This is a genomic window from Bacteroides neonati (assembly GCF_000499785.1).
Classification (GTDB): domain Bacteria; phylum Bacteroidota; class Bacteroidia; order Bacteroidales; family Bacteroidaceae; genus Bacteroides; species Bacteroides neonati.
Genome location: NZ_HG726023.1, coordinates 449,926 through 462,898, shown reverse-complemented (window position 1 = coordinate 462,898; position 12,973 = coordinate 449,926). Strand labels below are relative to the sequence as shown.

At 49.6% G+C, this 12,973-nt stretch carries 13 protein-coding genes; 11 read left to right on the top strand and 2 right to left on the bottom strand.

Annotated features, from left to right (window positions below):
- Window positions 1-15 precede the first annotated feature (15 nt).
- Genes TY03_RS14540 through TY03_RS22490 form a run of 3 tightly spaced genes read left to right on the top strand, consistent with a single transcriptional unit; the run spans window position 16 to window position 4,511 of the window.
- The gene (locus TY03_RS14540; protein ID WP_042371191.1) at window positions 16-3,144 is read left to right on the top strand and encodes an efflux RND transporter permease subunit; all 3,129 of its coding nucleotides are present in this window, start codon (window positions 16-18) and stop codon (window positions 3,142-3,144) included.
- An 8-nt stretch (window positions 3,145-3,152) separates the two neighbouring features.
- On the top strand, window positions 3,153-4,343 hold the full coding sequence (locus TY03_RS14535; RefSeq protein WP_042371427.1) for a TolC family protein: 1,191 nt from the start codon (window positions 3,153-3,155) through the stop codon (window positions 4,341-4,343).
- Window positions 4,344-4,370: 27 nt separating this feature from the next.
- A complete protein-coding gene (locus TY03_RS22490) occupies window positions 4,371-4,511 on the top strand; it encodes a hypothetical protein (RefSeq protein ID WP_154663602.1) in 141 nt (46 codons plus the stop codon).
- A gap of 37 nt (window positions 4,512-4,548) precedes the next feature.
- Here the strand turns inward: TY03_RS22490 and TY03_RS14530 are convergent, their stop codons facing one another.
- On the bottom strand, window positions 4,549-5,997 hold the full coding sequence (locus tag TY03_RS14530) for a methyltransferase RsmF C-terminal domain-like protein (RefSeq protein WP_042371189.1): 1,449 nt from the start codon (window positions 5,995-5,997) through the stop codon (window positions 4,549-4,551).
- A 106-nt stretch (window positions 5,998-6,103) separates the two neighbouring features.
- On the opposite strand from TY03_RS14530, the gene TY03_RS14525 reads away from it, so the two are divergent.
- The 6 genes from TY03_RS14525 to TY03_RS14500 all read left to right on the top strand — a co-directional run bounded on the left by TY03_RS14525 (window position 6,104) and on the right by TY03_RS14500 (window position 10,447).
- On the top strand, window positions 6,104-6,772 hold the full coding sequence (locus TY03_RS14525; RefSeq protein WP_042371187.1) for a DUF6249 domain-containing protein: 669 nt from the start codon (window positions 6,104-6,106) through the stop codon (window positions 6,770-6,772).
- Entirely contained in the window at window positions 6,769-7,317 is a 549-nt protein-coding gene (locus TY03_RS14520; protein WP_042371186.1) for an RNA polymerase sigma factor, read from the top strand. The genes TY03_RS14525 and TY03_RS14520 overlap by 4 nt, the downstream gene beginning before the upstream one ends.
- On the top strand, window positions 7,301-7,630 hold the full coding sequence (locus TY03_RS14515; protein WP_042371183.1) for a DUF5056 domain-containing protein: 330 nt from the start codon (window positions 7,301-7,303) through the stop codon (window positions 7,628-7,630). The genes TY03_RS14520 and TY03_RS14515 overlap by 17 nt, the downstream gene beginning before the upstream one ends.
- A gap of 290 nt (window positions 7,631-7,920) precedes the next feature.
- A complete protein-coding gene (gene cls / locus TY03_RS14510) occupies window positions 7,921-9,081 on the top strand; it encodes a cardiolipin synthase (protein WP_394330891.1) in 1,161 nt (386 codons plus the stop codon).
- 45 nt (window positions 9,082-9,126) lie between these two features.
- A complete protein-coding gene (locus tag TY03_RS14505) occupies window positions 9,127-9,921 on the top strand; it encodes a thymidylate synthase (protein WP_042371179.1) in 795 nt (264 codons plus the stop codon).
- A gap of 37 nt (window positions 9,922-9,958) precedes the next feature.
- Entirely contained in the window at window positions 9,959-10,447 is a 489-nt protein-coding gene (locus tag TY03_RS14500; protein ID WP_042371178.1) for a dihydrofolate reductase, read from the top strand.
- A 1-nt stretch (window position 10,448) separates the two neighbouring features.
- Here the strand turns inward: TY03_RS14500 and TY03_RS14495 are convergent, their stop codons facing one another.
- Window positions 10,449-10,925, bottom strand: coding sequence for an Lrp/AsnC family transcriptional regulator (locus TY03_RS14495; protein ID WP_042371176.1), 477 nt, complete (start codon window positions 10,923-10,925; stop codon window positions 10,449-10,451).
- 152 nt (window positions 10,926-11,077) lie between these two features.
- Between TY03_RS14495 and TY03_RS14490 the strand changes: the two genes are divergently transcribed.
- Both TY03_RS14490 and TY03_RS14485 read left to right on the top strand, forming a co-directional pair.
- On the top strand, window positions 11,078-12,358 hold the full coding sequence (locus TY03_RS14490; protein ID WP_042371174.1) for an IgA Peptidase M64: 1,281 nt from the start codon (window positions 11,078-11,080) through the stop codon (window positions 12,356-12,358).
- 21 nt (window positions 12,359-12,379) lie between these two features.
- Window positions 12,380-12,919 carry a GNAT family N-acetyltransferase gene (locus tag TY03_RS14485; RefSeq protein ID WP_042371172.1) on the top strand — a complete coding sequence of 180 codons (540 nt, stop codon included), beginning with the start codon at window positions 12,380-12,382 and terminating at the stop codon, window positions 12,917-12,919.
- Window positions 12,920-12,973 lie beyond the last annotated feature (54 nt).

Genomic DNA, 12,973 nt, shown 5'->3' with positions numbered 1-12,973 from the left:
ATAACTCAAGAAATTATGCTAAATAAAATCATACAGTTTTCACTGAACAACCGCATCCTGGTGCTTGTTGCCTCGATGTTGTTGCTCATTGGCGGCACTTATACCGCCATGAATACCGAAGTCGATGTATTCCCCGACCTCAATGCACCGACCGTGGTCATTATGACCGAAGCCGGAGGAATGGCAGCCGAAGAGGTGGAACAGTTGGTGACGTTTCCTGTTGAAACAGCCGTCAACGGATCGACAGGTGTGCGTCGTGTGCGCTCCTCCTCTACCGCAGGGTTCTCTGTGGTATGGGTAGAGTTCGACTGGGGCACGAATGTATACCTGGCACGGCAGATCGTAAGCGAGAAACTCGCCGTAGCTGCCGAATCATTGCCGGGAAACGTGGGGAAACCCACCTTGGGCCCGCAATCGTCTATCTTGGGCGAGGTGATGATTATCGGGTTAACGGCCGACTCCACCTCCATGATCGATCTGCGTACATTGGCCGACTGGACCATTCGCCCGCGTCTGCTATCAACAGGGGGTGTGGCACAGGTTGCCGTACTGGGCGGTGAACTCAAAGAGTATCAGATTCAGCTCGATCCCGAACGTATGCGCCATTACGGTGTGTCGATGGACGAAGCACGTGCCGCCGCACAAGGCATGAACCAGAACGCAAACGGCGGAGTGCTCTACGAATACGGCAACGAATACATCGTACGTGGTGTGCTGTCGACATCGGATATCGAACAGTTGGGGCGTGCCGTGGTGAAACGAATCGGCACCATGCCTGTGATGCTCGACGACATTGCCGATGTGGTTATCGGCCCCAAAGCACCCAAGTTGGGTACTGCTTCGGAAAGGGGGAAACCGGCCGTACTGCTCACCGTAACCAAACAACCGGCTACCAGCACACTCGAACTGACCGACAAGATCGTTGTCTCGCTTGCCGATCTGCAAAAGAACCTTCCGGCAGATGTCAAGGTGTCTACCGACATATTCCGCCAGAGCCGCTTCATCGAGAGCTCGATCAGCAACGTGCAGAAGTCGTTGTTCGAAGGGGGGATATTCGTTGTGATCGTCTTGTTTCTGTTTCTGGCCAATGTGCGAACAACGGTTATCTCACTGGTCACACTCCCACTCTCGATCCTTGTCTCCATCCTGACGCTGAACTGGATGGGGCTGACCATCAACACGATGAGCCTCGGCGGTATGGCAATTGCCATCGGTTCGCTGGTCGATGATGCGATTGTCGACGTAGAGAACGTATATAAACGACTGCGGGAAAACCGGATGCTGCCGCAGGAAGAGCGGTTGAGCATCCGTCAGGTAGTGTTCAACGCCTCGAAAGAGGTGCGTATGCCCATTCTGAATTCGACACTCATCATCGTGGTGAGCTTCGTGCCGCTCTTCTTCCTCACCGGTATGGAGGGGCGTATGCTCGTGCCGCTTGGCATTGCCTTTATCGTGGCACTCTTTGCCTCTACGGTGGTGGCATTGACGTTGACACCCGTACTCTGCTCCTACCTCTTGGGTCGGGAGAAGGGCGATCGCATTCCGCGCGAGGCCTTCGTAGTGCGCCATCTGAAGAAGGTGTACGAACGGGCACTGCTCTGGGTATTGGCTCACAGACGCATCACGCTGGGTAGCACCATTGCCCTCTTCCTCGTGGCACTGGGCTGTTTCTTCACCCTGGGGCGGTCGTTTCTGCCTCCCTTCAACGAGGGGTCGTTTACGATCAACATCAGTTCGCTACCGGGCATTTCGCTCGAAGAGAGCGACCAACTGGGGCATCGGGCCGAAGAGCTGCTGCTTGGCATCCCCGAGATACGAACCGTAGCCCGCAAGACAGGCCGTGCCGAACTGGACGAGCACGCACTGGGGGTAAACACCTCCGAGATTGAAGCTCCCTTCGAACTGACAGATCGTTCGCGTGCCGAGCTCATGGCAGATGTACGTGCCAAGCTGTCCACCCTGAGCGGGGTCAATATAGAGATCGGGCAGCCCATCTCGCACCGCATAGACGCCATGCTGTCGGGCACGAAGGCAAACATCGCCATCAAACTGTTTGGCGACGATCTGAACCGGATGTTCGCCTTGGGCAACGAGATCAAAGGAGCCATATCGGGCGTAGAGGGCATTGCCGACCTCAACGTGGAGCAACAGATAGAGCGTCCGCAACTCAAGATTGTGCCGCGACGCGAGATGCTGGCCAAGTACGGCATCACCTTGCCCGAATTCGGAGCGTACATCAATACGGCTCTGGCAGGCGATGTAATCTCGCAGGTGTACGAGAAGGGGAAGAGTTTCGACCTCATCGTCAAGGTAAAGAACGAGAACCGCGACGAGATGGATAAGATACGCAACCTGATGATCGACACCGACGATGGGCAGAAGATTCCGCTATCGTACGTAGCCGAAGTGCAATCGACCATGGGGCCGAACACCATCAGCCGCGAGAATGTAAAGCGCAAGATTGTGGTATCGGCCAATGTTGACGGACGTGACCTGCGCAGCGTGGTCGAAGACATCCAGACGCAAATCGACGAAAAGGTAACGCTGCCCGAGGGTTACCACATCGAGTACGGCGGACAGTTTGAGAGCGAACAGGCAGCCAGCCGAACACTGGCACTGACCTCGTGCCTGAGCATCGTGGTCATCTTCCTGCTGCTTTATCACGAGTTCCGCAACCTCAAAGAGTCGGCCGTTATTCTCCTCAACCTGCCTCTGGCACTGATCGGAGGCGTGTTTGCACTGATCATCACCGCGAGCGATATCAGCATACCGGCCATCATCGGATTCATTTCGCTCTTCGGCATTGCCACGCGCAACGGTATGTTGCTCATCAGCCACTACACCCACCTCCAGCAGGTAGAGGGGATGGGCATCCGCGAGAGCGTTATCCGCGGATCGCTCGACCGATTAAACCCGATCTTGATGACGGCACTCTCATCCGCCCTCGCACTCATCCCGCTGGCACTGAGCGGATCGCTGCCGGGCAACGAGATTCAGAGCCCCATGGCCAAAGTCATCCTCGGAGGATTGTTAACATCGACCTTCCTGAACGGTTTCATCATCCCGATTGTTTACTTGATGATGCGCCGCAAAGAGAGCGATGCGCAAACTCCGGCAGAAGACATGAACCCCATTAATGCATAACAATGAATATGAAACATATCAAGAGATTCACCACCGCTGCCCTCCTGGCTCTAAGCCTCGGAGCGGCGGCTCAGAACGACCACGGTATCGACCGCATACTCCGTGGCATCGAAACAAACAATAAGGAGTTGCAGGCCAATGCGCAACTCATCGCCTCGCAGAAACTGGCGGCAAGGAGCGACAACAACCTGGCCGACCCTACCCTGTCGTATGCCCATCTGTGGGGCAATAAGGACAAGAACAATACGATTGGCGAGCTGGTGGTTTCGCAAGCGTTCGACTTTCCCACGCTCTATGCCAGCCGGGCGCAGCTGAACCGTCTTCGCGCCACCTCTTTCGACGGGCAGCAGAACCGGATGCGCCAAGACATCCTCTTGCAAGCCAAAGAGCTCTGCCTCGACATCATCTGGCTCAAACAGCAGAAAGAGGTGCTGAACGAGCGAAGGAGCAATGCCGAGGAGCTGTCGAAGGTCTATGCCCGTCGCTTGGCCACAGGCGATGCCAATCGGTTGGAGACGAACAAGATAAACCTCGAACTGCTCAATGTAAAGACCGAAGCCGCCATGAACGAAACCGCTCTGCGCAACAAGCTGGAGGCACTTACGGCGCTGAATGGCAATCAACCGTTGGCGGTCGACCTCGCTACGTATCCGTCGGTAACGCTGCCGGCAGACTACGAAGCCTTGCGCCGCGAAGCCTTGGCCACCGACCCTACGCTGCAAACCTTGGCCAGCGAGAGCCTCGTAGCCCGCAAGCAGGTGGCGGTGAACAAACAGAACTGGCTGCCGCAGTTGGAGTTGGGTTATCGACGCAATACGGAGTCGGGCGAGCCCTTCAACGGCGTGGTGGTGGGCTTCTCCTTCCCCCTCTTTCAGAATCGGAACAAGGTGAAAGCAGCCCGTGCGCAGTCGCTCAACATCGATCTGCTCAGGGAGAATACTGCCACGCAGGTCTCTTCGGAACTGACGCAGGCGTACACCGAAGCCCAAAGCCTGTACGCCTCGATGGAAGAGTACCGGAAGACGTTCGAGGCGCAGCAAGACCTCTCCTTGCTCAAACAGGCATTGGCAGGGGGGCAGATCAACATGATCGAGTACTTCGTGGAGCTCTCGGTCGTGTATCAGAGCCGCCAGAACTACCTGTTGCTGGAGAATCAGTACCAAAAGGCAGTGGCCAGAATCTATAAGGGATTGTTGTAGAAACGGGGAGAAAGGAGAGTCGAAAGGGTGAGAAAAGACAAGTCCGTCACCGAGGTAGCCTTAGTGACGGATCGAGGCTATCACAGTGACGGACCGAGGTTAGATCGCCCTTACCTTGATGTAGGATCACCCTTGCCCTCATCCTACATCAAGGTAAGGGTGATGTAGGATCAAGGTAAGGGTGATGTTAGACCTGTCCGGACCCTTAGAAAAGTGTCCGTATCTCGTCGGGCAGATAGCCGCTGCGGATGCGCCACTCTTGGGGGTAGAGATTGTTGGCACGGTTGCCGATATTCTTCACAAAACCCAACGGAACCTGTTTGTACAGAAGCAACACATAACCGCGAGGGGCTGTTTCCGATAAGGAGATGGCCTCTTTGCGCAGGTAGGCGATGGCTTGGTCGTAGCTCACCTCTTCGGTAGGAAAAGCACCCGGTTTGAGCACCCGGCTCATGGCCAAAGCGTGGTTGGGAATCAAGTCCTTGCCCTTTGCCTCGCCCAGCGTAACGCCTGCCTGCACGATGCGCAGCAACGAAGAGAGCGAAGCCAGCTCGCCCGAACGGGTACGGGTGAAAGCGGAAACAACGGAACCGCTCACCGACAGTTCGTAATCATCGGGGGCAAGCAACCAGCTCTTCGCCAAGGCTAACTGTTCTTTCGATACAAGAGGGGGCGTGGGAGGGGTGTTTTTTTTATTCTTCCGTTTGGCAGATGGGGCACGCTCGGTCGCTTCATAAGCCGATGAACGCTCGGCACAGGCCGTTTCGGGTTTACGAACCACGGCCAAGAAGAACCCCTCGCCTTGGGTGCGATGGGGCAGAAAGCGATAGACGGGGAAGTCGGCATCGGGCAAAAGGTTGCCGGTGATGTTCCAACTATCGGGCACATCGAGCCCAAGCACCTCGGCACCAAACTCCTCGCACATCCAGCGCACGTTCTCCTCGTTCTCCTTCGTATTATAAGTGCAGGTGCTATAAATCAGCATACCGCCGGGACGAAGACAGGGCCAGATATCGGAGAGGATGCGTTGCTGCCGTTGCCAACAGACGGTTACATTCTCGGGGCTCCACTCTTCGACTGCGTTGGGGTCTTTGCGAAACATTCCCTCGCCCGAACAGGGCACATCGGTCAAGATCACATCGAAGAACGAGGTGAGCGGTGTAAAGTCGGCCGGATCGTTGTTGGTTACCACCACATCGGGGTGTCCCCATTTCGTAAGATTCTCGGCAAGTATCTGCGAACGGTTGCGAACCACCTCGTTGGCAACCAACAAACTGCCCTGCGGCAATACACTGCGTGCATGGGTCGACTTGCCGCCCGGGGCTGCGCAGAGATCGAGCATCACCACCGGAGCAGTAGGGAGGTAGCGCTTCAAGGCCTGCTCGACAAACATCGACGAGGCTTCTTGCACATAGTAGCATCCGGCATGAAAGAGGGGATCGAAGGTAAACGTCAACCGCTGCTCCAGATAGTGTCCGGCAGTAGACCAGGGAATCTCGGAGAGCGGCACATTCAACCCGGCATCTACCTGCACGGCTTCGTTCAGTCGCACACTTACGGGGGATTCCTGTTGCAAGGCAATGGCTAGTTTCTCGTACTCTTCGTCGCCCAACAGGGCACGGCTCGATAGGGCAAACGGGGCGGGTAAGTTCATCTTTATACTGTTAATGGGTGCAAATATCAAAATTATTTCGTCTCTTTGCAACTTTCCGTGATATTAACTACGTCTAACTCGCAAAGAAACAATAAAAACAAAAGATATGAAACGTATTCTTATGAGCCTGATGGTCGTATCCACCCTCTGTTCGTTGGCAATGGCACAACAGAAAACAACCATCCTTAAAGACACCATTGGTAAGGTAAAAGTAAGTGTCACCCAAACAACCCCTGCCCCGAAAGGCAGTGCGGTAACCGTATCGAGTGCCGACAATGACGACTCTACCTACATCGCCGAGTTTACCGATACTCCGGATGACAGTACCTATGTGGGAAGCAGCGAAAGCACCGATAGCGATAGCAGCAATCATGATTTCGACTTCTTCAACGACCTCAACGTACCCAAAGATGCAGCCAATATGGCCATTACAGTGGTTACCATCACCTTCCTGTTCGTATTCGGTTTCCCGCTCTTTATCATCTTTCTGGCTTTCTACTTCCGCTACCGCAGCAAGAAAGCACGGTATAAATTGGTAGAACAAGCCTTGGCTGCCGGACAACCCATCCCCGAAGGTGTATTCAAGGAGAGCCTGAATCTGGATACACGCTCGAAAGGGATCAAAAACATCTGCCTGGGCATCGGACTATTCATCTTCCTATGGGCCATCACCAATAGCTTTGGCGTCGGTTGTATCGGTTTGCTGGTTATGTTTACCGGTATCGGACAATGGTTGGTAGCACGCAATCAACACCCTACCAACGAGGAGAAATGAGTCAACTCAACGACATATCGTTAGTCGCACAGGTCGTGGTATTTAAGAATACCAAAGCCTTCGACCAGCTGGTTCAGAAGTATCAGTCGCCCATCCGGCGCTTCTTCTTGAACCAGACCTGTGGCGATAGCGAGTTGAGTGACGATTTGGCACAAGATACGTTCATAAAAGCATATACCAGCCTTGCTTCCTTTAAAAACCTATCGAGTTTCTCGACGTGGCTCTATCGAATTGCTTATAATGTTTTTTATGATTATATTCGCAGTCGAAAAGAGACGGCAGACCTCGATGCCCGGGAGGTAGATGTGATGAACAGTACCGAACAGGAAAATGTGGGGCAACAAATGGACGTATATCAGTCGCTCAAAATGCTGAAAGAAGTGGAACGAACCTGCATCACCCTATTTTATATGGAAGATGTAAGCATAGATAAAATTGCCGGCATAACAGGCATACCGACGGGAACGGTGAAGAGCCATCTCTCGCGGGGAAAAGAGAAGTTAGCAACCTATTTAAAAAGAAACGGCTATGACGGAAACAGATGACAAACTCCTGCGCGATTTCTTCGCTGCAGAGAAAAAAGAGATAGCAGACAACGGATTCAGCCGCCGGGTACTCCGGAAGCTACCCCATCGGGTAAATCGGTTGGCACAGGCATGGGCAGTGTTTATTACGCTGGTGGCTATTGCCTTATTCTTTGTTTGTGATGGATTTCAAGGAATCATTTCGACCTTGCGCGATGTTTTTGTATCGATCGTACAAAGCAGTACCACAAGCATCGACCCTCGATCATTGCTTATCGCTGTAATCGTACTCGCTTTTCTGGGAGTACGCAAAGCGTGGGCCATGGTGCAATAAAGACAGCGTATTACCGCACCGTACCGTTGAGCCGGTGCATCCATAGACTATGCAGGTCGTGGATGCACCGGCTCAATAGTACCGTGTTTTGTTAATTTACAATAAATTTATCGATCACCAAAAGAAGCCTAGAACAGAGAAGTTGTATCTTTGTTTTCTTCATAAAATGACCCTTAAGAAAAAACAGTTTGAGACAAATTATATTCATCCTTCTATTACTCGTTTCTTTAAGTAGCACCGGCACGGAGAAAAAAGATAGTTTACTGGTGCAATTACATGACGTAAGTCAAATACCAAGCGATACCGTATTGCTTGACTTCTTTCAGCACGCCAACGTACCCATCACACATCATAATAAGGTTGAGTTACTCAAAAGCGGACGTGAAAAGTTCATTGACCTCTTTGCCAATATTCGCGAAGCCAAACACCATATTCATCTCGAGTATTTTAACTTTCGAAACGACTCCATAGCCAATGCTTTATTCGACCTGCTGGCCGAGAAAGCAAAGGAGGGTGTAGAGGTGCGGGCTATGTTCGATGCCTTTGGCAATTGGTCGAACAACCAACCGCTCAAGAAAGAGCACCTCGATTCGATCCGCAGCCGAGGCATTGAAATAGTTAAGTTCGATCCGTTTACCTTCCCGTACATCAACCATGCCGCTCACCGCGATCATCGAAAGATTGTAGTCATTGACGGACGTATCGGATACACCGGAGGTATGAATATTGCCGATTACTACATACAGGGACTACCCGAAATCGGTGCATGGCGCGATATGCATATACATATAGAAGGGCCGGCAGTGGAAGACCTGCAACGCATCTTTCTCACCATTTGGAACAAAACGACCAAGCAAAAGATCGAAGGGGATGTTTATTTTCAGGCGGCAGATAGCGCAGGCAACACAACGGTAGCCATCGTAGATCGTACGCCCAAAACACAGACTCGCATCATGAGCCACTCGTATGCAGTATCTATCTATGCCGCCCAACACAATGTACGGATTGTGAATCCTTATTTCGTGCCCACTTCCTCTATCCGTAAAACGCTAAATATGGCTATTGATCGCGGTACGAAGGTCGAGATTATGATCTCTTCCAAGTCCGATATTCCTTTTACACCCGATGCATCGCTCTACAAAGTGCATAAACTGATGAAGCGGGGAGCGACCATTTACCTATACAATGGAGGCTTCCATCACTCAAAGATTATGATGGTCGATGATAAGTTCTGTACCGTTGGCACTGCCAACCTCAACAGCCGAAGCCTACGATACGATTATGAAACGAATGCTTTTATTTTCGATAAGGAGGTGACACAAGAACTCAATGAGATGTTCGATGAAGACATTGCTAACTGCACACAACTCACCCCGGAGTATTGGAAAAAGCGTTCCCCATGGAGAAAGTTCGTTGGCTGGTTTGCTAATATATTCACTCCGTTTTTATAGCCCGGTATATTTTTTAACTCGCTGCATTTTTTATAACTTTGCCGTATGAAACAATATTTAGACCTACTCAACCGTGTACTCGCAGAAGGTGCAGAGAAGAGTGACCGCACAGGCACAGGCACCATTAGTGTTTTCGGACATCAGATGCGGTTCAATTTAGATGAGGGATTTCCTTGTCTGACAACCAAGAAGCTACACTTAAAGTCCATCATACACGAGTTACTTTGGTTTCTTCAAGGAGATACCAATGTAAAATACCTACAAGATAATGGCGTTCGTATCTGGAACGAGTGGGCCGACGAGAAGGGCGATTTAGGACATATCTATGGTTATCAGTGGCGTTCATGGCCTACCTACAACGGAGGCTTTATCGACCAGATCAGCGAAGCAGTAGAGATGATCAAGCACAACCCCGACTCACGAAGAATCATCGTTAGTGCTTGGAATGTAGGAGATTTGGATCAAATGAATCTTCCCCCATGCCATGCCTTCTTTCAGTTTTATGTAGCTAACGGACGACTGAGTCTGCAACTATATCAACGCAGTGCCGACATCTTTCTAGGAGTGCCTTTCAACATCGCCTCGTATGCACTATTGTTGCAAATGATGGCACAAGTAACCGGACTCCAAGCGGGAGACTTCATACATACCCTCGGTGATGCTCATATTTACCTCAACCATTTAGAACAGGTAGAGTTGCAACTAAGCCGCGAGCCCCGTCCGTTGCCACAAATGAAAATAAACCCGGATGTAAAGAGTATCTTCGATTTCAAGTTTGAAGACTTTGAATTAGTCGATTATCATCCGTATCCGCACATCGCCGGAAAAGTTGCTATTTAATTTAATCCGTTTTAAACTCTCAAACGCTCCACCCACCATGATAAGTATCATTGCCGCTATCGATCGTCGCAACGCCATCGGCTTCGACAACAAACTTCTTTTCTGGCTACCCAATGACTTGAGACGCTTCAAAGCACTCACAACCGGAAACACCATCATCATGGGGCGCAAAACCTTCGAGTCTCTACCCAAGGGAGCATTGCCTAACCGTAGAAATATTGTTCTAAGTTCCAACCCGGCTACCCAGTGTACGGGAGCCGAGGTCTTTTCATCCCTTGAAGCTGCGTTAGAAAGCTGTCAAGCGGAAGAGAAGGTATATATTATCGGCGGAGCAAGCATTTATCAGCAAGCAATGCCTTTGGCCGACGAGCTTTGCCTCACCGAGATTGACGATACGGCTACGGAAGCGGATGCATACTTCCCCGAAGTTTCTCCAACTGTATGGAAAGAAAAAAGCAGAGAAGTTCATCCTGTGGATGAAAAACATCTCTGCTCTTATGCTTTTGTCGATTACGCCCGAAAATAAATTAATCCTCATCTACATCGATAACTATCGGCATTTGGCGCTTGATAGCCTCGTGGAAAGAAATCAACGTTTCTGTACGTGCTAAGCCCAATGGCTGCAACTTATCGTGGATTACACTTAACAGATGATGATTGTTTCTTGCGTAAATTTTAATGAACATATCATATTTCCCGGTAGTAAAATGACATTCCACCACTTCCGGAATATTCTCCAACGCTTTGGTTACAGAGTCGAATGACTCCGGATCTTTTAGATAGATACCAATATAAGCACATGTTTCATACCCTATCTTTTCCGGATCAATAATGTATTCCGAACCTTTTAATATTCCTAAATTCGTTAACTTCTGAATACGCTGATGAATTGCTGCTCCAGATACATTGCACGCTCTTGCTACTTCCAGAAAAGGAATACGTGCATTATCCGCAATCAGCTTCAGAATCTGTTCATCTAAAGCATCCAATTGATGATGTCCCATTTTTAAATCAATTTGTTTTAAACCTGAATCTTTTTATGCAAAGTTAGCTATTTTCCGCTCAATAAATACTATGATTTATTACTTTTATTTCCTAAAATAGAATAAGTCGATAATAGTTTGTACCTTTGTAGAAACATAAATATACACCAAATATGAAAAAATGCCTTACTCTTTGCCTTTCGTTTATGTTGACATTCGCACTGAATGCCCAAAACTTTGCCGACCATTTCCTTAATAAAACGTTACGTGTTGATTATATATTCAGCGGTGATGCTGCAAAGCAAACAATTTTTGTTGACGAATTATCTCAGTTACCCACCTGGGCCGGAAGGCAACATCGCTTATCCGAATTGCCTCTAAAGGGAAACGGTGAAATCATTGTACGCGATTCTGCAACCAACGATTGTATTTATAAAACCTCATTTTCATCGCTATTTCAGGAGTGGTTGAGTACCGACGAGGCCAAAACGACTGCCAAAGCATTCGAAAACACATTTCTATTACCGTATCCTCAACGCACCGCCGAAGTTGAGATTACATTGCGTAATGCATCTCACCAAGTTATCGCCACCTTGAAGCATACGATACACCCAAACGACATCCTCATTCACCAACGTGGTCTATCTCATATTACTCCGCATAAATACATGCAACGAAGCGGTAGCGAACAAGATTGCATTGATGTGGCAATTCTGGCCGAAGGTTATACGGAAGCAGAAATGGAACTGTTTTATAAAGATGCCGCTGCTACTTGCGAAAGTTTATTCTTTTACGAGCCATTCAAGTCGATGAAGGAGAAGTTCAATATAGTGGCAGTAGCCAGCCCATCCAAAGATAGTGGAGTGAGCGTGCCCCGCAAAAAAGATTGGAAACAAACCGCTTTCAGCTCACACTTCGATACCTTTTACTCAGATCGATACTTGACCACAAGTCGCGTGAAATCGATTCATGAAGCATTGGCCGGTATACCTTACGAGCATATCATCATCATTGTAAACACCAAGGAGTATGGAGGTGGAGGCATCTATAACTCATACACATTGACCGCAGCGCATCACCCTACTTTCAAACCGGTAGTAGTGCATGAGTTCGGCCATAGCTTCGGCGGATTGGGCGATGAGTACTTTTACGACAACGATGTCATGACCGACACTTACCCTCTTTCTGTAGAGCCTTGGGAGCAGAATATCACAACCCGTGTCAACTTTGCAGAGAAATGGCAGGATATGCTTCCGGTCGCTACGCCTATTCCTACCCCGGTATCAAGTAAAGATGCTTTTCCGGTAGGAGTATACGAGGGTGGAGGCTACTCGGCTAAGGGCATCTATCGTCCGGCAAATGACTGTAGAATGCGCACGAACGAATATCCAACGTTCTGTCCTGTTTGCCAACGTGCACTTCGCAGAATGATTGAGTTTTATACAGATAAATAATATCCAATTCAAACTATATTTATGATCAGACTTCAACCGATCAGCACGGCTGATACAGAGCATTACACGTTCATGGAGAGGTTGCTTATTGCAGCCTTCCCCCCCGAAGAATACCGCGAATTATCGCATCTTCGCAACTACACCGATCAAACCGGTCATTTTCACAACAACCTCATTTTTGATGATAACACACCTGTCGGTTTCATCACTTACTGGAATTTCGAACGTTTCTATTACGTTGAGCACTTCGCCATACACCCCGATCAGCGTAACGGAGGGTACGGACAAAAGGTATTGCAACATATCTGCCAACAGATTCGGCAACCGATTGTACTTGAGGTAGAGGAACCGGTCGAAGAAATGGCACAACGTCGTATTAATTTCTACAAACGACAAGGATTTGTTCTTTGGGATAATGAATATCAGCAACCTCCCTATAAAGCGGGCGACGGCTTTTTGCCCATGCACTTAATGGTATATGGCAATCTTCAATCCGAACAGGATTTCGAAGAGGTAAAACAGACTCTATACCGCGAGGTATATAATGTAGTTGCTGACTAAAGCAACCAGATCAAAAACGAACAGATAAAAAAAGGGCGTCTAAAATCATTTTTA

What these genes read in the sequence shown, in the direction of transcription:
- TY03_RS14495 (WP_042371176.1), bottom strand. Translation starts at nt 10,925, where the DNA reads ATGGGACATCATCAATTGGATGCTTTAGATGAACAGATTCTGAAGCTG.
- TY03_RS14500 (WP_042371178.1), top strand. Translation starts at nt 9,959, where the DNA reads ATGATAAGTATCATTGCCGCTATCGATCGTCGCAACGCCATCGGCTTC.
- TY03_RS14505 (WP_042371179.1), top strand. Translation starts at nt 9,127, where the DNA reads ATGAAACAATATTTAGACCTACTCAACCGTGTACTCGCAGAAGGTGCA.
- TY03_RS14520 (WP_042371186.1), top strand. Translation starts at nt 6,769, where the DNA reads ATGAGTCAACTCAACGACATATCGTTAGTCGCACAGGTCGTGGTATTT.
- TY03_RS14530 (WP_042371189.1), bottom strand. Translation starts at nt 5,997, where the DNA reads ATGAACTTACCCGCCCCGTTTGCCCTATCGAGCCGTGCCCTGTTGGGC.
- TY03_RS14515 (WP_042371183.1), top strand. Translation starts at nt 7,301, where the DNA reads ATGACGGAAACAGATGACAAACTCCTGCGCGATTTCTTCGCTGCAGAG.
- TY03_RS14535 (WP_042371427.1), top strand. Translation starts at nt 3,153, where the DNA reads ATGAAACATATCAAGAGATTCACCACCGCTGCCCTCCTGGCTCTAAGC.
- TY03_RS14490 (WP_042371174.1), top strand. Translation starts at nt 11,078, where the DNA reads ATGAAAAAATGCCTTACTCTTTGCCTTTCGTTTATGTTGACATTCGCA.
- TY03_RS14540 (WP_042371191.1), top strand. Translation starts at nt 16, where the DNA reads ATGCTAAATAAAATCATACAGTTTTCACTGAACAACCGCATCCTGGTG.
- TY03_RS14485 (WP_042371172.1), top strand. Translation starts at nt 12,380, where the DNA reads ATGATCAGACTTCAACCGATCAGCACGGCTGATACAGAGCATTACACG.
- TY03_RS14525 (WP_042371187.1), top strand. Translation starts at nt 6,104, where the DNA reads ATGAAACGTATTCTTATGAGCCTGATGGTCGTATCCACCCTCTGTTCG.